Source organism: Phascolarctobacterium succinatutens (genome assembly GCF_023497905.1).
Taxonomy (GTDB): domain Bacteria; phylum Bacillota; class Negativicutes; order Acidaminococcales; family Acidaminococcaceae; genus Phascolarctobacterium_A; species Phascolarctobacterium_A succinatutens.
This window is the reverse complement of the sequence record NZ_CP097284.1, coordinates 334,576-356,039: the sequence shown is the minus strand read 5'-3', so window position 1 is coordinate 356,039 and position 21,464 is coordinate 334,576. Positions and strand designations below refer to the sequence as shown.

Genomic DNA, 21,464 nt, shown 5'->3' with positions numbered 1-21,464 from the left:
TTATGAACAACAAATATACAAAAGCACTCAAAGCTGCTTTTCCACTAACGCTGCCAATTTGCGCAGCGTTTCTTTTTTTAGGCATTTCCTACGGCTTTTACATCTGCAGCAAGGGCTTTTCGCCCTGGTATCCGTTTTTTACCAGTGCTCTCGTCTTTGCCGGCAGCATGGAATTCGTTCTGGTCACGATGCTGCTGAGCCCCTTCAATCCTTTATACTGCTTTTTTATGGCACTGATGATTAACTCGCGTCATCTTTTCTATGGCCTGAGCATGTTGGAAAAGTATAAGAATACCGGTCTGAAGAAATTTTATCTGATCTTCGGTATGTGTGATGAATCCTTCGCCATCAACTGCAATACTGTTATACCTGAAGGCATCGACAAGGGCTGCTTCATGGTCTGCGTAAATCTGCTGAACCAAATCTACTGGGTAGCTGGCGCAACCATCGGCGGTCTTTTAGGCAACAGTCTGCAAATCAATACCAAAGGCCTGGACTTTGCCCTCGTCGCTCTCTTCACGGCAATTTTCGTCAGCCAATGGCAATCGACAGAAAATAACACTCCTGCTGTTTTAGGCATTGTCATTCCGTTGGTTTGCCTCGTGCTCATCGGTCCGCAAAGCTTTATTCCGCCGGCTATGCTGCTTCTGCTGCTGGTATTCATCACCGCATATTACAAAGGGGGCATTAAATTATGAGCTTCACAGAACAAATCATAACCATTGCCGCCGTTGTCGCAGGCACGATGTTAACGCGCTTTCTGCCCTTCATCCTGTTTCCGGCCAATAAAAAAACGCCGCCTCTGGTAGCATTTTTAGGTAAAATGCTGCCTGCGGCCGTTATGGGCATGCTTGTGGTCTACTCCCTCAAGGATACACAAATTATGACCGGCAGTCATGGTATTCCCGAAGCCATAGCTGTAGCGCTGACAGTTATATTGCAGGCAACCCTGCGTAATCTGCTGCTGACGATAGCAGCAGGCACTATAGGCTATATGCTGCTGGTGCAATATGTATTTATGTAAAGGAATGTTCGAAAGCAAGCACAAAGATATCAGCAAAGCTGTAATACGAAAGATAATATTCCCCATATATAATGGTAAATTGATTTTCTACTATTATATATAGTATAGGGGAATGTTTTTTATCTGCCGTACAAAATTAAAACTACCCTCCGCCATGCTCTGTCCAACATGACGAAGGGTAGTCTTTTCATTTATATCCTATATATACTGCCAATGTCCCCTAAGCAAATATATACAGAAAGAAGGAATTTGTAATTGTAAGCATCTTTGAAGCTTTGTGCGTCAGGGCAGCTTCCGCCCCGTCTATAATAAATTGTTCTCTATCCAATTTGCGTCTGCTGACCGCTCCCTTTCGGGAGCGTTGCAGACGTTTTAAGAAAGGTGGTAAGACTTATGTCTTTAATTAATTATGCTGCAGTTGGGAAGAACGGCCATACGATAGGAATAACGATGATTGCAACAATCATGCTGACTGCTACCAAGCCGCCGCCGCATTTAACATAATCCATGAATTTGTACTTGCCAGGGCCAAGTACCAGGGTGTTCGGAGGAGTACCTACCGGAGAAGCGAATGCACAGCTGGAAGCAATCAGGATTGCCATCAGTACAGCTTTCGGAGATGCACCCATTTGTGCGGACAGTGCGATGCCAACCGGGCACAGCAGAGCTTTAGAAGCGGTGTTGCTCATAAATTGAGTCAGGACAACTGCCAGACCGAAGAGTACTGCAGTTACCAGGTACGGAGACGGGTTACCGCCCATCAGGCTTACGGTGAATTCAGCAATCAGCTTGCCAGCGCCGCTGGTGTTCATAGCTGTTGCAACAGGAATCATGCCTGCAAACAGGAAGATGGTAATCCAGTCGATGGAGTTATAGGCTTGTTTTTCAGTGATGCAGCCTGTCAGTACGCACAGTACCGCTCCGACAACAGCAGCCAGTTCCAAAGGAACAATGCTAGTTGCCATAGAACCGATAACGCCAACCATGATGATACCGCAGATCATTTGTTTTTTAGGAGTAGTGTTGGTAGCATCAATCTCCTGCTCTACATCTGCAACCTCGTCGGTTTTAGCTTCCGGCAGGATGTATTTGCCAAGGAACATCATGTAAACTATGCCGGCAACAGTAATAGGAATACCGATGTAGGCATATTCAAAGAAGCCAAATTGCAGCTCTGGCATGCCGGCTGCTTTCAGAGCAACGTTTGCCAGAATGTTCGGCGGGGTACCAATCAGGGTGCAGGTACCGCCAAGGCCGGCAGCGAAAGCCAACGGCATCAGCTGACGAGAAGCGGAAAGCTTTGCTTGTGCGCAGATACCCATAACTACAGGAATCAGGCAAGCGGTGGTACCAGTGTTAGACAAGAACGCAGACATAACAGCTGCAATAATCATAAGACCAAACATCAGGCTGTTTTCATTGGTACCAAACAGCTTTACTACAGCGCCGCCAACCTTTTGAGCAAGGCCGGTGTAAAACATAGCAGCGCCAACGACGAACATACCGCCAAAAAGAACTACAGTAGAATCTGCCAGGCCAAGGAAGATTTGGTTCTCAGGAACCAGGCCCAATGCACTGCAGGCTATAGCAGCCAGAACCGCGGTCATTGCCAGCGGAATCATTTCGGTAACGAATAACAGTGCAACTACTGCTAACAAAATCAAGCATTTAATTGCTGGTGTCATAAAAATTTCCCTCCACTTATTTCTTCTTAAATAGGTTTACATATTGAAAAGTGTTTACAAAGAGCTTGCCATCTTCGCCTCGATGCGGGAAGACTTTACCTTCCTTTTTCCTGTTCTCGATAGCTCGATAGTAAAACTTCTTGTCTACCTGTTTCAGGTACTCCCGAATCTTAGAATCTTCTTTTTCATCATTCATGATAAGTGCAATGTCCAAAACTTATCAGCTCCTTTCTTGTTCCTTTTGGAGAGTGCCTTTCACTGTTAGAGATTATACAATATATTCCAAAATAATAAAAATACCTAGTTGGAATAGAAGTTATATGAATTAAGTATATTTCGGAAAGTAATTAAATATATTTTGGAACTGATTTCCACTTATTTTTTACAGCAGGCAGTTTTACATTATACTATAATTATCGCCGGAATAAAAATACCTATGTAGCATTATTCATATATCAGTCAGGAATATTTTAGGCGAACAAAAAGCCAGTCTGCCAACGACGTACAAGGAGGTAGGCTATAACGTCATCGCTCGCGGACTGGCATATTATAATGCTGCTGTCTAAAGCTTAAAGCAAAATATTCTTAAACCACTTACTATAGTATTCTCTGTCCAACTCTTTGAGATAGTTCAGTACAAAGCTCATCTTTCTTCTTAACCTCTTGTTAATGCTTTCAGGGATGCTTCGCTCAGTTTGAAGCCCTGTACTCTTTTGCTGAAGGCAAAGCCTTTTTCACCACAATGCGGGAATACTTTTGCTGCACCGTTGCGTTGACGGCATAGATGTGCGAATAAACCGATTTCTTTTTCGACTGCCATTTTTGTTTCAGCCATGATTGTTCTCTCCTTTGCTTTGAATAAGTCAATTTGTCAATTTGCTCTGTATAAGGCCCCTGCTTTATACGCATTTAGTATAACAGATATTGCTTAATAAGAAAAATAGCTAATAGGAATTATAGATATGACATTTTATTATTGCTTTTTAGCATTCTTCTGTTCTATAATAGCCTTAACCACTTAAATTCTTGAAATCATACTAGCAATATGATAAACTAATTATATTAGGCTCATTGTATAATGAAATTGCACACCTGAAAAATTGAATAAAAAATAGTCCATTGTGATACCTTTGTGTTAAGATTAAGTTGCTACACAAAAACTAACTAAGGAGTAATCACAATGGACTACACCAAAGATATCACAAATCATCAAAAAGGTAAACACTTTTCTTTAGGAGACCGCAGGGAATTACAAGGAATTCTGTCTGACAGCTCTAAACAGTATTCTCTTCGTCAGCTGGCAAAGTATTTTAACTGTGCTCCAAATACTATCAGGAATGAACTCAAGCGTGGTGCTCATCCTCATACCGGTAGATATGGAGCTGCTCGTGCTCAACGTGCCTATATTGCTAGCCATAGCAACAGTATTTGCAAGTCTAAAAGATTTCTTACAAGTAATTTTGTTACTTGGACTGTTCGAAAAGTATTGCAAGAACACTGGTCTTTGGATGCCTGCCATGGCTATGCCCTAGACAATCATCTATTTCCTCTCAAAGAAATTGTGTGCGTAAAGACTCTCTATAACTATGTAGATTCCATGCTGCTTAGATTGCGCAACATTGACCTTCCATTAAAGGTAAGAAGACGTAGAACAACCCGCAGCATAAAGAAAAATCTGAAGCATATGGGTCGCAGCATAGACGAGAGGGATTCTAATGTGGATGAACGCAATGAATTCGGTCATTGGGAAATAGATACTGTTATAGGAAGTAAAAGCAAGAGTGACAACGTGGTGTTGACTCTTGTGGAACGTATAACACGCAAGTATATCGCACTGAAAATAACTAGTAAAACATCCTTTGCTGTTAACGAAGGCATTGCTTACCTAAAGGAATACTATGGTACTAAATTCAGTCAGGTGTTTAAGACAATTACTAGCGATAATGGAAGCGAGTTTGCAGAACTCTCGCAAATAGAGAATGACACTTCTATAAAAATATACTTCGCACATCCTTACAGTTCTTGGGAAAGAGGCAGTAATGAGCGCCATAATGGTTTGCTCAGAAGATTCATCCGAAAAGGAAAGAGGATGGACAATTATAGCTACGAAGATATTATGTTTATCGCTGATTGGTGTAATTCACTTCCAAGGAAGATTCTGGGATATAAAACTCCAGATGAACTGTTTGACTTTGAGTTGGATAAGATCTATGCATCTTAATTTTCAAAAAGTGTGCAACTTCTTATTGCAATTTAGAACTAATTATATTATTCCCATATTTAGAATTCATTACTGTTTTTGTTTTACATAAGTTTAGTTTTAGTTGGAGGTCTGCAAAACATGGAATTAGACAATTACAGAAACTTTTTGGCAATTATCGAAGCCGGCAGTTTTACCGGTGCGGCTGATTACGTACACATCGCTCAGCCGGCCCTCAGCAAGCAGCTGCGTGCCCTGGAAAACTATTTCGGCACCAAGCTTATAATTACCACCCGCGGCAGCCGTCAGATTCTCCTGACCGAAGCAGGACGCGTCCTCTATCAAAAAGCAAAGTACATGTGCGCTTTGGAGGATCTTGCCAAAAGCGAAATCGAAAACATCATGGGCGGTGTTGTAGGTACCCTGCGTTTCAGCATTGCCAACTCCCGCAGTGCTTTATTCATCAAATCCTCACTCAAGGATTTCTGTGCTCTTTATCCTAATATTAAATGTGAGCTGTTTGAAGCAAGCATAAATGAACAGACACAGCAAATGCTTAACGGTATTACCGAGCTGGGAATTTTGAGTGTTCCGGTAGAGCATCAGGATAACTTTGAGGTTCTCTTCCGTCGCGATGAAGAGCTTACAGCCGTTTTCCATAAAAACTCTGTTTTTTTGGACGACAGCAAAAAGGTTGTCACCCTTAAGGAATTAGAGGATGTACCTCTGAGCATCAGCTCCGGCTGCTCCGAAATTTTTCTCAAGGCCTGTGCGCAGACATCCATCGTGCCGCGTATCACCTGCACCAGCACAACCCGCAGCACTACATTGGAATGGACACGCGTCAAGGCAGCTGTTTCTATAGTGCCTGTAGAGCCCGGAGAGGACCTTGGTGAAGAATTTATCACCCGTCCTATATCCGACATCAAGGCAGACGTTTACAAAACCGTAGTAAAGGTTAAGGACAGACCGCTTTCCGTCGTTGCCCAGCATTTCCTCAAATTCTATTCCAAGACACGTAATTCACAACAGGTATGCAACCTGGATGAAGTCCTGAAAAACTCCTCGTTATAAAACAAAAACCGCCTCACGGCGGTTTTTTGTTTTATAATACTATGCTTATGCTTTCCTTGCGAAGGCAATAAAAAAGCCGCCTTACCTGGCGGTTTTTTTATTGTTGCATTGCCACACCCCTGTAACAAGCTACACACGATAAAATTGGAGGAGAAGGAGAATTTGAAAAATCTTTACGTAACAGAACAGCAAATTGTCCGATTTGCTTGGTTTGTTCTAATGTTTGGGAAATCAATATTTCGACCCACATTTGATAGTTGAAAAAAACCGTCTTTGCAAGCAAAGACGGTTAATGCGCACAATTAAGATAGCTGCCACTCTCACATAAACAGTATCTTGTCTGTTAACATCTTCTCCTGTCGCTCGCAGGTCAAGCATATGCTTGTACGAAGTGCTTTGCTGACTCCAGGCAAACCTGTTACAGCGGCGGGACCGTGTGGATTTTCACCAATTAGCGCTTCATACGAAATATTGATTTGTTGCTTTTAATTATACTAAGTCCGATTAAGAATGTCAAGGCTTTAGCGAAAAAGTTCTCGAAAAAAATATTGTAAGAACTTATATCACTAAAGAGGCGCTTATTTGTTGACAATAAAAGAATTAGCATCTCTTACTCTTTTTAGGTTAAAAATTATCACGCCCCGCTTTGTTTTACATTGTGTTTTTACACTTTTATATTAATGTTTTGCAGCACCTATAAGCCATTATAAAAAACAAAAAGGCTGTCACCGATGAAGCTTCATCAATGACAGCCTTTAGCTTGCCGGTCAAAAATCACCACTGGGTGCTTTCTTGCCAGACTTTATTTGTTTTGATTGCGATGCCTCATTGAAGCACGATCAATATCAAAGGCATTAATCAGCTCGGTAACAGCCTGACTTGGGGATACCACGCCATTAACAGCTGCTTCCATTACTGCCGGTAAGCGTCCTTTAATCATCGGGTCTTCAAAGAACAGGTTATGTAAATGCTCGTCAATCATGCTGTTAACCCAAGAAATAGTCTGCGATTTACGACGTCTGTCGAAGGAACCGCATTCCTTGGTAACCTTTTCGAACTTGCGCATTACTGCCCAAAGCTCAAGCAGGCCTTCCTTGGTCAAAGCAGAGCATCTGTAGGCGTGAGTTTTCCAGCCTTCGGTAGCAGGGCGGATGAATTCAATCATACGCTCATACTCACCCTGGGTAACAATAGCTTTCGGCAGATTGTCACCATCGGCTTTGTTGACAACGATAGCGTCGGCAACCTCCATGATGCCTTTCTTGATGCCTTGCAGATCATCACCGGCACCGGTCAGTACTACCAGCATAAAGAAGTCAACCATCGAACGGACAGTGATTTCGGACTGGCCTACACCTACGGTTTCTACTAAGATAACGTCACAGCCTGCAGCCTCGCAAAGCAGCATGGTTTCACGGCTTTTACGGGCAACGCCGCCCAAGGTACCCTTTGCAGGGGACGGACGGATAAAGCAATTTGGTTCACGCGAAAGCATCTGCATACGCGTTTTATCACCCAAAATAGAGCCACCGGTAATAGAGCTGGTAGGGTCGACAGCAAGAACTGCGACCTTGTAGCCCTGATGACACAGCATCTGGCCAAAGGACTCGATAAAGGTACTTTTGCCGGCACCCGGTACACCGGAAATGCCGATGCGCAAAGCTTTGCCTGTACGCGGCAGAAGAGCCTGCAGGACACGCTGTGCTTTATCAAAATCCCTCGGTGCATTGCTTTCTATAAGAGTAATAGCTTGAGATAAGGTTTTACGATCGCCTTCACTGACTCCTTTTATTAACTCTTCCGGACTAGGCTTTTTCCTCAAGGGGAATTTCCTAATTTTATCCACAGGGTTATACTTCTCCTCGCTGACAGCGTTTACGGCACTGTCAATCCCGCCCATTACAGAGCAGGCAAAGTTAGGATCTTTTTTCAGGGGTACCCAACTCGGCCTAATATCTTTTTCACCAGTTTCAGGCATTTATATCACCTCAGTCTTCAGCGTGTTCAGCTTTTGCACGGTCAACCAACATTTGCAGTAATTGGATGCAGCACTTAGGAATGTTGGTACCAGGTCCAAAGATGCCTGCTGCACCATGTTCATACAGGTAGTCGTAATCCTGTGCAGGAATTACGCCGCCGATACATACCATGATATCTTCACGGCCACGTTTCTTCAGTTCTTCAACGATTGCCGGCAGCAAGGTTTTATGACCTGCAGCCAGAGAAGAGAAGCCAACCATATCAACGTCGTTATCTACAGCGTCTTGTGCAGATTCTTCCGGAGTCTGGAACAGAGGACCAACGTCGACGGTCCAGCCCATATCAGCGAAGGAGGTTGCCAGAACTTTTTGTCCGCGGTCATGACCGTCTTGGCCCATTTTAGCCAAGAAGATACGAGGACGACGGCCTTCAAGTTTTTCAAACTCATCAGCCAGTTTGGTAGCTTTTTCCATGTCATCGTTGCCGCTGAATTCACTGGAGTATACACCGGATACAGTGTGGATTACAGCATTGAAACGACCGGATACTTTTTCAACTGCGTCAGAAATTTCACCGAGGGAAGCACGGTCGCGAGCAGCTTGTACAGCCATTTCCAGCAGGTTGCCGTTGTCACGGGTTTCTGCTGCGCGGGTAATAGCTTCCAGATCGCGTGCAACAGCGTCGTTGTCGCGTTCTGCTCTCAGTTTTTCCAGACGTTTAATCTGAGCGTTACGTACAGCGGTGTTATCGATGGACAGTACGTTCAGAGGATCTTCCTTAGCCAGACGATATTTGTTCAGGCCAACGATGGTTTCTTTACCGCTATCGATGTTAGCTTGGCGACGAGCTGCGCACTCTTCGATACGCATTTTCGGCAGGCCGGTTGCAATAGCTTTTGCCATACCACCGAGTGCTTCAACTTCCTGGATATGAGCCCAAGCACGGCGAATGATTTCGTTGGTGAGGTATTCAACATAGTAGGAACCGCCCCACGGATCGATAATCTTGCAGACTTTGGTTTCATCCTGGATGTACAGCTGGGTGTTACGAGCAAGACGAGCGGAGAAGTCGGTCGGCAGTGCGATAGCTTCGTCCAGTGCGTTTGTATGCAGGGATTGGGTATGGCCCAGAGCAGCAGACATAGCTTCCATACAAGTACGGGAGATGTTGTTGAACGGATCCTGTTCGGTCAGAGACCAGCCGGAAGTCTGGCTGTGAGTACGCAGTGCCATGGATTTCGGGTTCTTAGCGCCGAAGCTCTTAAGAATCTTAGCCCACAGAACACGAGCAGCACGCATTTTTGCAACTTCCATGAAGTAGTTTTTGCCCATATCCCAGAAGAAGGACAGACGTTTTGCGAATGCGTCTACAGGCAGGCCCGCAGCTTCACCGGTACGGATATATTCCATACCATCGGCCAGAGTGTAGCCTAATTCAAGGTCGCAGGTTGCGCCGCACTCTTGAATATGGTAACCGGAAATGGAAATACTGTTGAATTTAGGCATATATTTGGTGGTATATTCGAAAATATCACCGATGATACGCATGGACATAGCAGGCGGATAAATGTAGGTGTTACGTACCATGAACTCTTTCAGAATATCGTTCTGAATGGTACCGGCCATGATGGATTTATCAACACCTTGTTCTTCACCGGATACGATGAAGAATGCCAGTACAGGCAGTACTGCGCCGTTCATAGTCATGGATACGGACATCTGATCCAGAGGAATACCGGAGAACAGGATGTTCATATCGAGCATGGAGCAAACAGATACGCCTGCTTTACCAACGTCACCAACTACACGCGGGTTATCAGCGTCATAGCCGCGGTGAGTCGGCAAGTCGAACGCGATGGACAGACCTTTTTGGCCTGCAGCCAGGTTACGACGATAGAATGCGTTGGATTCTTCCGCAGTGGAGAAACCTGCATATTGACGTACAGTCCACGGACGGAATACATACATTGTGGAGTAAGGACCACGCAGGAACGGAGGAATACCGCTCATGAAGTCCAAATGGTTACATTTATCATAGATATCCTTGGTGTACAGCGGAGCTTTAGGAATACGTTCCAAGGTAGTATCATAAAGGGCATCATAATTTTCGCCCATTTTTTCTTCCAGATTTTTCTTCCATTCGTCATAAGAACAAGAAGGATGATCAGGAAGGGCTACTTTAGTGAAATCCGGATTAATGCTCATTATTCAATCATCCCTTTCTTCTTTTGCAGCATCTTCAGAGTTTGGAAGCAGTTAGCTTTTACGCTGATGAAATCGTCAACGCCAGCATCTTTGTAAACTTGTTCCATGTCTTTTGGAGCAGCGCCGGCCAGGAACAGAGTAGCGGACGGTTTCATAGCTGCTTTAATCATCGGAGCCAGTTTCGGAACGATTTCCGGATAGGTAGCATCGGTGGAGCAGATAACTGCAACATCGTAGTCGCCTTCTTTGAAAGCTTTGAGGCATTTTTCGTATTGATCGCCATCTTCGCCGTCTTGGAAACCATCGTTCAGATGAACGTTGAATTCACCAACCTGCAGGAAAGAGGTGGAGAAGTCGGCACGAGCTTTATGTTGAGGAATCGGTCCCATGTTGCACAGGAATACTTCAACATTTTTGCCGGTTTTCTTAACATAGTCTTCAGTTTCGAAACGCAGTGCTTCATAGCGCTCGGTCCAGTGATGAGCAGCGATTGCTTCAACGGTTTCCGGAGCTTCAGCCTTGCAGGATGCAGCAGCAACCTGGCCGATAGTAGCACCGTTGCTGAATGCTTCGATTGCGCCTTCAACAGTTTCAACAGCAGCCAGCTTGCCGGCCAGGTAGTTGGTGTCGATGTCAGCAACGTAAGCAGCAACAGCAGCTTCGCGTTCTTTCTTCAGTTTCGGAGTGTCCTCTTCGCGGCGCTCCAGCGGTTCTTCGGTCATGTTCGGGTACATGTTTACGCCAACAGCGCGATCGCTGCGCATTTCCAGAGCTTTGAAGCGCTTAGCCAGAACGTCAGCAACTTGTGCTTGCGGATAGCCGGCTTCCAGAGCTTTAATGATGCCGCCCATTTCCTCAACCTTTTGGAACTCAGCCCAGATTTTTTCGGTAATCTGCTTGGTCAGGGTTTCAATGCCCCAGGAACCGCCCGCAGCATCAATCGGGCTCAGCATACCAAATTCTTCTTGCAGCATTACATGCAGGTTACGAGCGATACGACGGGAGAATACGTCGCCTTTACGGATCAGCTCGTCAAACGGCGGATTGTCATAAGTGCAAACGCCGCCTACAACGCTGGAGAAGGTTTGGGTGCAGTTACGCAACATGTTAACATACGGGTCAACAACGGTTTTAGTGAAGCGAGCGCAACGGCCATGAACTTTAATAGCACGGTCTGCTTCTTCAGCACCGAATGCTTCCATAATAGCTGCCCAGATCATACGCAGGGAACGCAGTTTTGCGATTTCCATGAAGAAGTTAGCACCTTGGTTGAAGCAGAAGTACAGGGAGTTAGCAATATCGTGCAGTTCAACACCGCGTTTTTGCATTTGACGTACATATTCAACTGCAGTAGCAAAGGTGTAAGCAACCTCTTGTACTGCTTCAGCACCGCCATCGGTGTAAGCATCACTGTTGATGAAAACAGTGCGCAGCTCCGGAGTATTAGCTTTAGCAAATTTAATGGTTTCAGCCATTTCATCATACAAAGCATCCAGAGAGGTTTCGGTTTTACCGGTTTTTACCAGCTCGCCGATCGGGTCGCCGCCGATAACGCCGCGCAGGGTTTTTACATCATGACCTGCACCCTTCAGAGCAGCAACAGTCAGAGCCAGCAGGTTTTTAGCGCCGGCACCGGTGTACATCATAATAGGATATTTGTCAAGTTTCAGACCATCCAGCAGAACGCTCATATCTTCAACGGTAGTAACGTTCACGCCAATATCGCCGGGTTTTTCTGCATCTTTAACGTCTACGCCGTTTTTGGTTGCAGTATCCAGTTTGATATTGTAAACAGTGGAGCCCTTGGAAATTTCTTCCTTCAGCAGCTCGTTGTTTTCAGCCGGCAGGGTTTCATCGCAAGCTTGTGCAATGCCCCAAGGCTCGTGTACATAACCGTTAACAGTTGCGCCACGCAGGAAATCGCCCATACCGGGATAATCGTTGGTCGGCAGAATTGCATCAGTGCCTTTACGAGTATAAATCGGGTCAAAGGTAATGCCCTCGTAGTTTTTGGTATACATGATCTTGTCAAAGGGTTTGCCCTTCAACAGTGCATTACATGCCTCCACCCATTCATCCCAGGTGGGTTCGGTAAATTCATCAAAAGTTACCTCCGGGAATTCGGTTACTTTCTCTGACTTACGCAACATGGCTTCCAGTTCTTTGTCTGTCAACGGTCTTTCGCCATCAACGACTGCTGCAGTTTTTTGTTGTTCATCAGCCATTCAAATAATCCTCCTTTAATAATTTAATCATTACTGTGAAAAAGCTCACAGCACCAAGCTGAAACGCATATCACCTCCAGCCAATCTCGTCTGCTGATGCAGCTGCTATCCGACCGCTCTCACCCGGTCATCAGGGGACATGTGCCGCATCCTTGCTTGGATAGATTTTAAGAAGCAAACAGCATTTATATACACGGTCACGGTTGTCCAGGCCGTATATAACAAAATAACAGGCAGTTTAATCTGCCAGGAACTCCTGCAGACGTCCGTAATTAATCTGGACTCTGCGCAGCTCGTTTTCTTCAGGCATAGTATCATTAAGAATCATGTTGCCTAAAGCAGCACCCGGCTCTGCGCCGCGGTTCTGCATAAAACGGGCATAGTATTCAATCTGCGGAACATCTTCGGCAGCCTTGTAAATAACAGCAGCCTGTTCCAAAGGATCTTCTGCGATGATATAGGGATTTACACCTTCATTAAAGTATTTTTTCAAAAGCTCGCAGATATCTGTCTTTTTGGGGTTATATTGCACACGTACGCACTTTACTTCCAGCTCACCGCTGGCTTTAGCACGTCCGGCAACAACTTCTTCAACGCCTTTCATACCTTCAAAGGCTGCTAGCAGTTCAGCAATTTTGCCTGCCAAATATAATTCTTTCATATCAATAACCTCCCTTTAAACAGCAAAAAATAAAGCCACCACATTTGTGATGGCTGGATTGTCAGCACGACAGCGCACCCCTACGCTGTCGTACTTGAGAGGAGAAAGGAAATGTTCTCAGCTAAAAGAAAAATTTGAGAATGGGATTTGAAAAACACGATATGTCCAGTATCGCGGACAAGTATGACAGATAACATCGATGGCCCGGCCACTCTCCAAAAGGTCACAGCCATCACATGACCTTCAATGGCATAAGAAACAGAAAACCGTTTCTCAAAAAGAATCCTTTACCCAATATGGGCAGGACTTTTGAAAAACGGTGAAATATCAAAAGCTACTAGGCGCACAAGCCTATACTACAGCTCTACGACATCTCTCCCCGTCTCTCGCAGGTCAAACGACGATGCATCTTACAGGCAGTTCTTCTGGCTTCGCTTCTTCACGTGTTTCACCTTCCCAGAGGACCCCTCCAGTGGTATAAACAAAACACGCTCCACGTCACAGCGGCGGGACCGTGCCGGACTTTCACCGGCTTCTCTATTGAGCATTCGCACCTGTAATATCAATATCAACTTGTTGACTTAATTATAGCAGTTACTATTTATCTTGTCAACCTTTTTCATTGATTTTTATTTTTGTGTTTTCATTCTATGTATATATCAGTCTTATGTGTAGCTGCATCCATTTCTGATTAACTGTTCTTTGTGTTTAATTTACTCAAACTTCGCAGGTAAAAATCCCCTGCACCCCTTGAAAGTCCAGGCTTTGTAAACAGAAAAATAGCATGAGTCTTGCCAGTTTGGTATAATTATGTTGGCTCAAAAACATACCAAGCACCGGAGGCTCATGCTATGAAAAGTATATCACAAACCACCCAGCAGATGGAATCCATCTCGAAGAAAACTTCGGCGTTCTTCCGTCGTTATCATGTCGGCCAGATTCTGCGCGCGGCCAACGCTTGCAAGCTCAAAGGATTTTCCTCCATTCTCGTTTTCCTCGTGCTCGTAAGCATCATCTTCGAGAACCGCTCGCTCTATATGCAGCGCCGACTTCACGAGGATTCGCTGCCGTTCGGCAAGGACACGGCTTACCGCTTCTTGAACTCCTGCCACACGAACTGGCGCAAGTTCACGCTGCTTCTTGCGGCGCGGATCATCAACGAAACCATCAAGCCGCTGACGGATGCCGGCCGGCGTTGTGCCATCGTCGTCGACGATTCGCTCTTCAGCCGCTCGCGTTCCAAGCGCGTGGAACTCTTGGCGAACGTCTACGACCATGTGAGCCGCCGCTATACGAAGGGCTTCCGCTTGCTCGTCCTCGGCTGGACGGACGGGAACACGTTCCTGCCACTCACGTTCTGCCTTCTTTCAACCTCGAAGGAAAAGAACCGGCTCAATGAGGCCAGCGCATCCGTCGATGCAAGAAGCAACGGCGGAAAGCAGCGCAAGCTCGCGCAGATGGAAGCGCCAGCCGTCGTCCTCAATTTGTTGCAGGAGGTCAAGGCGACAGGAATCCCCGCGCAGTACGTCCTCTTCGACACATGGTTCTGCTCGCCGTCGTCGCTGAAAGCCATCCATGACCTCGGCTATGACGTCACCGCTATGGCAAAGAAGAGCAAGAAGGTGCGCTACCCCTGCGAAGGGAAGATCTCGAACGTCAAGGCCATCTACAAGGAACACAAGAAACGCCGCGGACGCTCGCGTTACCTCCTGTCCGTCGATGCTGTCGCGACGAAACAGGGAGAATCCCTCGTGCCTGTGCGATTGGTCTTCGTGCGGAACCGCAACAAGCGGAAGGATTATCTCGTCCTCGTCACGACAGACCTCTCGCTTTCGGAGGAAGAAGTCATCCAGCTCTACGGGAAGCGCTGGGGCATCGAGGTGTTCTTCAAAGCGTGCAAGTCCTACCTGCGGCTCGGCAAGGATTGTCGTTCCGTCTCCTACGATGCGATGACGGCGCATGTCGCCGTCGTCTGCACACGATATATGCTCCTGGCTGTCGAGGAACGTGAGAACACGGATGGGCGAAGCCTCGGCGAGCTCTTCTATCTGGGGCTTGATGAGCTTCCGGACTTGAAGTACATGGAAGCGCTTCGCCTCGTGTTGCAGGAGTTTGCGGAGCAGCTTCGGGCAGAATATCCGTCAGAAGTCTTGCTGGTCGAATCGCTCTTGGAACGATTCCTGAACGATCTGCCCGCTCTTTGGATGAGTCGTCTGCGTGCACAGAAGTGTGCGTGAATGGCTTTCGACATTCAGTTCAAGCTGATTTATCAAGGCATACGGGATGTTTTCCGTGTGCGAAGTTTGAGTAATTAAGATGTGAAACAAAACATACTAAAGCGGAGGTTCATGCTATGCAAATTATACCACAAACCACCCATCAGATGGAATCCATTTCGAAGAAAACTTCGCTGTTCTTCCACCAATATCGCATCGGCCAGATTTTGCGGTCTGCCAACGCATGCAAACTCAAGGGCTTTTCCGCTATTCTGGTGTTCCTTGTGCTCGTCAGCATCATCTTCGAGAACCGCTCGCTTTACATGCAACGCCGGCTTCACGAGGAATCCCTGCCGTTTGGCAAGGACACGGCCTACCGCTTCTTGAACTCCTGTCACACGAACTGGCGCAGGTTCACGCTGCTCCTTGCGGCGCGGATCATCAACGAAACCATCAAACCGTTGACAGACGCCGGACGTCGTTGCGCTATCATCGTCGACGATTCGCTCTTCAGCCGCTCGCGCTCCAAGCGCGTGGAACTCTTGGCGAACGTCTACGACCATGTGAGCCACCGTTATACGAAGGGCTTCCGCCTGCTCGTCCTTGGCTGGACGGATGGGAACACCTTCCTGCCGCTCACGTTCTGCCTCCTTTCGACATCGAAGGGAAAGAATCGTCTCAACGAGGCCGACGCGTCCGTCGATGCCAGGAGCAACGGCGGAAAGCAGCGCAAGCTCGCGCAGATGGAAGCGCCAGCCGTCGTCCTCAATTTGTTGCAGGAGGTCAAGGCGACAGGAATCCCCGCGCAGTACGTCCTCTTCGACACATGGTTCTGCTCGCCGTCGTCGCTGAAAGCCATCCATGACCTCGGCTATGACGTCACCGCTATGGCAAAGAAGAGCAAGAAGGTGCGCTACCTCTGCGAAGGGAAGATCTCGAACGTCAAGGCCATCTACAAGGAACACAAGAAACGCCGCGGACGCTCGCGTTACCTCCTGTCCGTCGATGCTGTCGCGACGAAACAGGGAGAATCCCTCGTGCCTGTGCGATTGGTCTTCGTGCGGAACCGCAACAAGCGGAAGGATTATCTCGTCCTCGTCACGACAGACCTCTCGCTTTCGGAGGAAGAAGTCATCCAGCTCTACGGGAAGCGCTGGGGCATCGAGGTGTTCTTCAAAGCGTGCAAGTCCTACCTGCGGCTCGGCAAGGATTGTCGTTCCGTCTCCTACGATGCGATGACGGCGCATGTCGCCGTCGTCTGCACACGATATATGCTCCTGGCTGTCGAGGAACGTGAGAACACGGATGGGCGAAGCCTCGGCGAGCTCTTCTATCTGGGGCTTGATGAGCTTCCGGACTTGAAGTACATGGAAGCGCTTCGCCTCGTGTTGCAGGAGTTTGCGGAGCAGCTTCGGGCAGAATATCCGTCAGAAGTCTTGCTGGTCGAATCGCTCTTGGAACGATTCCTGAACGATCTGCCCGCTCTTTGGATGAGTCGTCTGCGTGCACAGAAGTGTGCGTGAATGGCTTTCGACATTCAGTTCAAGCTGATTTATCAAGGCATACGGGATGTTTTCCGTGTGCGAAGTTTGAGTAATTTACATATAATACAATAAAAAATCTATTATATCAGCCGCAACTGGCTTTAAGGCAATAAAAAACGCCTACAGCTCAGCTGCAAGCGTTCTTACGATTTAGCAATCTTCATTTTTATACCACCTGTTAATGGATATAGTAGAAATTCATTTCATATAAAGCTTTGACAAATTTTTCCAGCATTATTCTCACCTCCCGAGATCAGTGAATCATATACCATTTAAAGTTGCACAGAGTTTCAACAAATTTTTCAAAAGTCATTTTTATATCATCCCTTCTGCTTTATTTTAAGGTCTTGCCTTAACATGCATTAAGTATAACACCTTATGACGTTTTTGTCCACTATGGACTTTTTATGTCCCGATAGATGTTTATAATGCTTCAAAGCCTTGCATCATGCTATTTTACAAGGATTTTACATACAAAAGCAAAGAGGACTGCAAGAAAAATTTTTCTTAAATCATGAAAAATTTTTCTGCAATCCTCTAAAATTATGCCTGCTTAGCCTTAAACCACCATGCCAGCAGCGGCGGGATAAAGATATTTATCACCAGCACACGCACCAGCTGATAGGTCAGGATAATCGAAACATTCTCACCCATACTCATACCGGCTAAAGACATTTCGGCTATACCTCCCGGCGCCATCGCCAGAAACGCCGTTACCAGCGAAAAACTGTAGCGTGCGGAAAGCACATTAGCCATACCGATACTCACAACAATGAGTATCGCCGTACCGATAAGAATATAGGGCACCATTTTTTCTGTTTTTACGATGCGGTCCGCATCAAGCTGCATACCCATGAACAGACCGATGCTGGCCTGCGCCGCCGCCATGAGCCAAAAAGGCACAGGCTGCACACCGCCGTCAAAGACGGAAAATGCAGCCGTCGCCAAAATCGGTCCTAACAGTTTCGGCGTCGGCATATGTATTTTTGTTGCTATAAAGCTGCCCAATATAGACAATGGCACTACAACAAGCCAATGCACTCCGCCATGATTGGGCAATGCTACGCTGCTGCCCGTCACCTGCGCGTTCAGCAGCCAGATTACAAGAAACGGCACAGTAATAACTACACCCAGCAGACGCAGAATCTGCATTACCATGACAACATTAGGATTGACCTCCTTGTCGTCCTCGCAAAGCAACATCGTCAGCGTCATGCCGCCGGGAAGCATACCCATAATGCAGCTTTTGAGGTTTTCCCGCGCCAGCTTTGCCGTAACAAAGGCCAAGGCAATACTGGCAGCCAAAATAACTATCGTTGCTTCCGCTACACCAACCAGCTCAGCCAGAAAGTTATTCCAAGTGTCGGCTGTAAAGGTAGAACCGATACCGTAGCCTGCAACCATCAATGCATATTCACGCCATTGCTTAGGCCAGCTTACGTCGCTGCGATGTGTCAGAGTTTTACAAAGCAAAGCAGTCAGCAGGCCGCCCAGCAAAAACGGTATCGGCAGATGCATGCGTACCAGCAGGCTTCCCAGGCAAAGCGCCATGATAAAAAGCAATAAGCGGTTTAAAAACATAGCTTTTACTCCTGCTCTACACCGTTAGCGGATAAAGCATTCATGATGCGCTCAATCAGCTCGCCGCGCATTGTATGCTGTGAGGAGGAATAAGTGATAATCTCATGCTCCTTCAGGCCCATTTCACGCTTGAAGAGTGCCTTTTGGGACATGGCCGCATTTTTAGAAAGCTTGTCGGATTTTGTCAGTACAACCTGTACCTTCAGGCCGCAGCTGCGCAGCCAGTTAAAGCATTCCATATCGCTGTCCATAGGCTTATGGCGGATATCAATCAGCTGGCAGACAACACCGAGGTTTTCACTGCCGGATAAATATTTGCTGATAAACCCGGACCATTGGTCCTTATTATTATGGTTTGTTTTAGCAAAGCCGTAGCCGGGTAAATCTACCAGATAAAAGGATGCCCTTTCATCCTCACCCTCAACTACGCGCTTAGCCTCCAGCTCATAAAAGTTGATGGTCTGCGTTTTTCCCGGAGTAGAGCTTACGCGTGCCAGGCCGTTGCGGCGGCAGAGTGAATTGATAAGCGACGATTTACCGACATTACTGCGGCCGATAAAGGCAGCCTCAATAAGAGCAGGCTGCGGATATTGGTCTGCACGTACTGCAGAGGCCACATATTTAGCACGGATAATATCCCAATTATCTTTACTCATTTTTATCCTCCAATGCCAGCTTCAAAACATCATCAAGATGCTCAACAGGTATAAACTGCATTTCCTTACGAATATTTTCCGGCAGCTCGTCCAGATCCTGCATATTGCGCTTCGGCAGCAGTACTGTCTTTACGCCATAGCGATAAGCCGCCAGCATTTTTTCCTTAATACCGCCGACAGGCCATACCTTGCCGGACAGGGAAATTTCGCCGGTCATCGCCAGCTTGCCTTTAACCTTTTTACCTGTCAGCGCCGATACCATGGCAGTAACCATTGTTACGCCGGCAGACGGTCCGTCTTTGGGCACAGCGCCCTCCGGCAGGTGGATATGGATATCCATCGTTTCACCAAAGTTGGCTGCAATCCCCAGCGCTTCCGCACGGCTGCGGATATAGGTATAACCGGCCTGAGCCGACTCCTTCATTACATCGCCCAGCTGACCTGTAAGCGTGAGGTTGCCCTTGCCCTTAAACGCCAGCACCTCTACCTTCAGCAGCTCGCCGCCGACACTGGTCCATGCCAGGCCATTGGCAACGCCGACACTTGATTTCAGGCTGATATCATCATCAAGGTAAATAACCGGTCCCAGATATTTTTCCAGATTCTTTTCTGTTACCTGAGCGCCCTTACTCTTGCCCTTGACGATTTTGAACGCAACCTTACGGCAAATGCCTGCCAGCTTACGCTCCAGGTTACGCACGCCTGCTTCCCTGGTATAGTCGTGAATTACACGGCGGATAGCCTTTTCGCTGACGCTTACCTTATATTTTTCCAAGCCGTTCAGCTTAAGCTCCTTCGGCAAAAGATGCAATTGAGCAATCTTAACCTTTTCTTCATCAGTATAGCTGCTCAGCTGGATAATCTCCAGACGGTCCAGCAGAGCCGGCGGAATAGTATCTACGGCATTAGCTGTTACAATCCAGAATACATGCGACAAATCAAACGGGAATTCAATAAAGTGGTCACTGAAGCTGTTGTTCTGCTCCGGATCAAGCACCTCCAACAGCGCTGAAGCCGGATCACCGCGAAAATCAGAAGCCATTTTATCAATCTCGTCCAACAGGAATACCGGGTTCATGCAGCCGCAAGCCTGCATACCGTGAATAATGCGTCCCGGCATAGAACCGATATAGGTACGGCGATGACCGCGGATTTCCGCTTCATCACGCACACCGCCCAAAGAAACGCGGGTAAATTTACGCTTAATAGCCTTGGCAATACTGCTTGCCAAACTGGTCTTGCCTACGCCCGGAGGTCCTACCAGACACAGAATAGGTCCGCGTGTGCTTTTGGACAATGCACGTACTGCCAGATACTCCAGAATGCGCTCCTTAACCTTCTTCAGGCCGTAGTGGTCATTATCAAGAACAGCCTGAGCCTTATCCAGGTCAAAATTATCCTTGGTAAATTTGCCCCAAGGCAATGCCAGCAAAGAATCAATATAGGTGCGGATTACCGCTCCCTCCGGCGTCATCGACGGCATTTTCGCCAGACGTCCCAGCTCCTTATTGATTTTTTCCGCAACGTTTTGCGGCATTTCCAGCTTGGACATCTGCTCCTTGTAGTCAGCGATTTCTGCCTGCACGTCTTCGTTTTCGCCAAGCTCCTTGCTAATAGCCTTAATCTGTTCACGCAGATAATATTCCTTCTGATTCTGCTCCACCTGCTGGTGTACCTGCTCGGAAATATTTTTGGCTACATCGGCAATTTCCTGCTCACGCACCAGAATCTCGTATAATTTACGCAGACGCAGCTTCAGCGGCGCCATTTCCAGCAGCTCTTCCTTTTCGGTCAAAGACAGCGGCAGATAGCCGACAATAATATCAGGCACCTTGCTTAAATCAGTACGAGATTTAAGCGACTGCACCGTATCGGGATTAACCTTTTTCGTAAGCAGTACCCATTGCTCAAAGGCATCCAGCAGCAGACGGCGCAGGCCTTCTGCTTCGGCATCGACCGCATCGTCAGCAGGCACTACTTCTACCTCACCGACAAAGAAATCCTGCTCATTCTCATGAACCTCTACCGCATTCAGCACATGTACGCGCTCCAGGCCTTCTACCAGCAAGCGCACAGCACCATTAGGCAGCTGCAGCCTTTGCTTGATATTAGCCAGAACCCCCCATTCATATAAATCATCGGCAGCAACATTTTCCTGCTCAGGCTGTTTTTGCCCAACCAGAATAATTTGCTTGTCCGTACCTTCGGCTGCGTCAATAGCAGCTATAGATTTTTCTCGGCCGACATCCAGATTGGCAATCATGCCCGGAAAAATCAAGACGCCCCTCAAAGCAAGAAGGGGCTTTGTAATTATCAAATTAGCCATATAATCCCTCCTTAAGCTCCCAAAACAAGAGAGAAATTTATCGGCAGTACGCACACAGGCATACTTGCCATAGCGATAAAATAAGGGA

The 21,464-nt window shown here is 46.9% G+C and carries 16 protein-coding genes and 1 riboswitch; of the genes, 6 read left to right on the top strand and 10 right to left on the bottom strand.

Translation table 11 applies throughout. From position 1 onward, the window contains the following. Positions 1-2 precede the first annotated feature (2 nt). Positions 3-698 carry an AzlC family ABC transporter permease gene (locus M5E81_RS01735; RefSeq protein WP_249747725.1) on the top strand — a complete coding sequence of 232 codons (696 nt, stop codon included), beginning with the start codon at positions 3-5 and terminating at the stop codon, positions 696-698. Beyond that, a complete protein-coding gene (locus M5E81_RS01730; protein ID WP_249747724.1) occupies positions 695-1,024 on the top strand; it encodes a branched-chain amino acid transporter permease in 330 nt (109 codons plus the stop codon). Before M5E81_RS01735 ends, M5E81_RS01730 begins: the two co-directional genes overlap by 4 nt. A 407-nt stretch (positions 1,025-1,431) precedes the next feature. On the opposite strand, the gene M5E81_RS01725 is transcribed toward M5E81_RS01730, so the two are convergent. The 3 genes from M5E81_RS01725 to M5E81_RS01715 form a co-directional block, all read right to left on the bottom strand. Then, positions 1,432-2,709, bottom strand: coding sequence for an SLC13 family permease (locus M5E81_RS01725; RefSeq protein WP_249747723.1), 1,278 nt, complete (start codon positions 2,707-2,709; stop codon positions 1,432-1,434). Between the two features lie 16 nt (positions 2,710-2,725). Further along, complete coding sequence (locus M5E81_RS01720) at positions 2,726-2,923, bottom strand: hypothetical protein (protein ID WP_021720459.1); 198 nt, start codon at positions 2,921-2,923, stop codon at positions 2,726-2,728. Positions 2,924-3,364: 441 nt separating this feature from the next. Further along, the gene (locus tag M5E81_RS01715; protein WP_249747722.1) at positions 3,365-3,544 is read right to left on the bottom strand and encodes a hypothetical protein; all 180 of its coding nucleotides are present in this window, start codon (positions 3,542-3,544) and stop codon (positions 3,365-3,367) included. 345 nt (positions 3,545-3,889) lie between these two features. Here M5E81_RS01715 and M5E81_RS01710 point away from each other — a divergent pair, with 345 nt between their 5' ends. Together M5E81_RS01710 and M5E81_RS01705 are read left to right on the top strand one after the other, a co-directional pair. Next, positions 3,890-4,930: an IS30 family transposase gene (locus tag M5E81_RS01710; RefSeq protein WP_249746999.1), complete on the top strand. Its 1,041-nt coding sequence runs from the start codon at positions 3,890-3,892 to the stop codon at positions 4,928-4,930. A gap of 120 nt (positions 4,931-5,050) precedes the next feature. Then, positions 5,051-5,983, top strand: coding sequence for a LysR family transcriptional regulator (locus M5E81_RS01705; RefSeq protein WP_009144830.1), 933 nt, complete (start codon positions 5,051-5,053; stop codon positions 5,981-5,983). Positions 5,984-6,785: 802 nt separating this feature from the next. On the opposite strand, the gene meaB is transcribed toward M5E81_RS01705, so the two are convergent. The 4 genes from meaB to M5E81_RS01685 form a co-directional block, all read right to left on the bottom strand. After that, positions 6,786-7,961: a methylmalonyl Co-A mutase-associated GTPase MeaB gene (gene meaB, locus M5E81_RS01700; protein ID WP_009144831.1), complete on the bottom strand. Its 1,176-nt coding sequence runs from the start codon at positions 7,959-7,961 to the stop codon at positions 6,786-6,788. A 10-nt stretch (positions 7,962-7,971) separates the two neighbouring features. Further along, entirely contained in the window at positions 7,972-10,167 is a 2,196-nt protein-coding gene (scpA, locus tag M5E81_RS01695; protein ID WP_009144832.1) for a methylmalonyl-CoA mutase, read from the bottom strand. Beyond that, on the bottom strand, positions 10,167-12,392 hold the full coding sequence (locus M5E81_RS01690; protein ID WP_009144833.1) for an acyl-CoA mutase large subunit family protein: 2,226 nt from the start codon (positions 12,390-12,392) through the stop codon (positions 10,167-10,169). The genes scpA and M5E81_RS01690 overlap by 1 nt, the downstream gene beginning before the upstream one ends. 238 nt (positions 12,393-12,630) lie before the next feature. After that, positions 12,631-13,053 (bottom strand): conserved domain protein, encoded by a 423-nt coding sequence (locus M5E81_RS01685; RefSeq protein ID WP_009144834.1) that lies wholly within the window; start codon positions 13,051-13,053, stop codon positions 12,631-12,633. Between the two features lie 398 nt (positions 13,054-13,451). Next, a riboswitch (cobalamin riboswitch) is annotated at positions 13,452-13,626 on the bottom strand. Between the two features lie 278 nt (positions 13,627-13,904). Here M5E81_RS01685 and M5E81_RS01680 point away from each other — a divergent pair. Together M5E81_RS01680 and M5E81_RS01675 are read left to right on the top strand one after the other, a co-directional pair. Then, entirely contained in the window at positions 13,905-15,290 is a 1,386-nt protein-coding gene (locus tag M5E81_RS01680) for an IS4 family transposase (RefSeq protein ID WP_249747014.1), read from the top strand. 116 nt (positions 15,291-15,406) lie between these two features. Continuing rightward, a complete protein-coding gene (locus M5E81_RS01675; RefSeq protein WP_249747153.1) occupies positions 15,407-16,792 on the top strand; it encodes an IS4 family transposase in 1,386 nt (461 codons plus the stop codon). Between the two features lie 564 nt (positions 16,793-17,356). Here the strand turns inward: M5E81_RS01675 and M5E81_RS01670 are convergent. The 3 genes from M5E81_RS01670 to lon are packed head-to-tail and all read right to left on the bottom strand — an operon-like array spanning position 17,357 to position 21,376. Then, the gene (locus M5E81_RS01670) at positions 17,357-18,394 is read right to left on the bottom strand and encodes an AbrB family transcriptional regulator (protein ID WP_009144835.1); all 1,038 of its coding nucleotides are present in this window, start codon (positions 18,392-18,394) and stop codon (positions 17,357-17,359) included. Between the two features lie 5 nt (positions 18,395-18,399). Beyond that, positions 18,400-19,050: a ribosome biogenesis GTP-binding protein YihA/YsxC gene (gene yihA / locus M5E81_RS01665; protein ID WP_009144836.1), complete on the bottom strand. Its 651-nt coding sequence runs from the start codon at positions 19,048-19,050 to the stop codon at positions 18,400-18,402. Then, the gene (lon, locus tag M5E81_RS01660; RefSeq protein WP_249747721.1) at positions 19,043-21,376 is read right to left on the bottom strand and encodes an endopeptidase La; all 2,334 of its coding nucleotides are present in this window, start codon (positions 21,374-21,376) and stop codon (positions 19,043-19,045) included. Before lon ends, yihA begins: the two co-directional genes overlap by 8 nt. Positions 21,377-21,464 lie beyond the last annotated feature (88 nt).

What these genes read in the sequence shown, in the direction of transcription:
- scpA (WP_009144832.1), bottom strand. Translation starts at nt 10,167, where the DNA reads ATGAGCATTAATCCGGATTTCACTAAAGTAGCCCTTCCTGATCATCCT.
- meaB (WP_009144831.1), bottom strand. Translation starts at nt 7,961, where the DNA reads ATGCCTGAAACTGGTGAAAAAGATATTAGGCCGAGTTGGGTACCCCTG.
- M5E81_RS01715 (WP_249747722.1), bottom strand. Translation starts at nt 3,544, where the DNA reads ATGGCTGAAACAAAAATGGCAGTCGAAAAAGAAATCGGTTTATTCGCA.
- M5E81_RS01725 (WP_249747723.1), bottom strand. Translation starts at nt 2,709, where the DNA reads ATGACACCAGCAATTAAATGCTTGATTTTGTTAGCAGTAGTTGCACTG.
- M5E81_RS01670 (WP_009144835.1), bottom strand. Translation starts at nt 18,394, where the DNA reads ATGTTTTTAAACCGCTTATTGCTTTTTATCATGGCGCTTTGCCTGGGA.
- M5E81_RS01730 (WP_249747724.1), top strand. Translation starts at nt 695, where the DNA reads ATGAGCTTCACAGAACAAATCATAACCATTGCCGCCGTTGTCGCAGGC.
- M5E81_RS01680 (WP_249747014.1), top strand. Translation starts at nt 13,905, where the DNA reads ATGAAAAGTATATCACAAACCACCCAGCAGATGGAATCCATCTCGAAG.
- M5E81_RS01690 (WP_009144833.1), bottom strand. Translation starts at nt 12,392, where the DNA reads ATGGCTGATGAACAACAAAAAACTGCAGCAGTCGTTGATGGCGAAAGA.
- M5E81_RS01685 (WP_009144834.1), bottom strand. Translation starts at nt 13,053, where the DNA reads ATGAAAGAATTATATTTGGCAGGCAAAATTGCTGAACTGCTAGCAGCC.
- M5E81_RS01675 (WP_249747153.1), top strand. Translation starts at nt 15,407, where the DNA reads ATGCAAATTATACCACAAACCACCCATCAGATGGAATCCATTTCGAAG.
- M5E81_RS01705 (WP_009144830.1), top strand. Translation starts at nt 5,051, where the DNA reads ATGGAATTAGACAATTACAGAAACTTTTTGGCAATTATCGAAGCCGGC.
- lon (WP_249747721.1), bottom strand. Translation starts at nt 21,376, where the DNA reads ATGGCTAATTTGATAATTACAAAGCCCCTTCTTGCTTTGAGGGGCGTC.
- M5E81_RS01710 (WP_249746999.1), top strand. Translation starts at nt 3,890, where the DNA reads ATGGACTACACCAAAGATATCACAAATCATCAAAAAGGTAAACACTTT.
- yihA (WP_009144836.1), bottom strand. Translation starts at nt 19,050, where the DNA reads ATGAGTAAAGATAATTGGGATATTATCCGTGCTAAATATGTGGCCTCT.
- M5E81_RS01735 (WP_249747725.1), top strand. Translation starts at nt 3, where the DNA reads ATGAACAACAAATATACAAAAGCACTCAAAGCTGCTTTTCCACTAACG.